The sequence below is a fragment of the Agrobacterium sp. Ap1 genome (assembly GCF_017313375.1).
GTDB classification, from domain to species: domain Bacteria; phylum Pseudomonadota; class Alphaproteobacteria; order Rhizobiales; family Rhizobiaceae; genus Neorhizobium; species Neorhizobium cellulosilyticum.
In genome coordinates this window covers 1-225 of the sequence record NZ_JAFLMY010000102.1, presented here as the reverse complement: position 1 = coordinate 225, position 225 = coordinate 1, and the positions used below count along the sequence as shown (strand labels likewise).

Sequence of the window (225 nt, the reverse complement as noted above, 5' to 3'; positions counted from 1 at the left end):
CCTTCGGTGTTGCTGAAGCTTTTCATCTATGGCTACCTGAACCGCATCCCTTCAAGTCGGAGGCTGGAACGTGAAGCCGGGCGTAATGTTGAGGTGATGTGGTTGACCGGGCGGCTGGTGCCTGATCACAAAACCATAGCCGACTTCCGGAAGGACAACGGCTCGGCAATTCGTAAGGCCTGCGCCAGATTTGTCGAGTTATGCCGCCAGATCGGTGTGTTGAGC

Annotated in this window: 1 protein-coding gene; it reads left to right on the top strand. The window is 56.0% G+C overall.

Annotated features, from left to right (window positions below; genetic code table 11):
• Nucleotides 1-225: transposase (locus tag JZX87_RS31170; RefSeq protein WP_206829665.1), on the top strand; the 225-nt coding region annotated here is incomplete at both ends.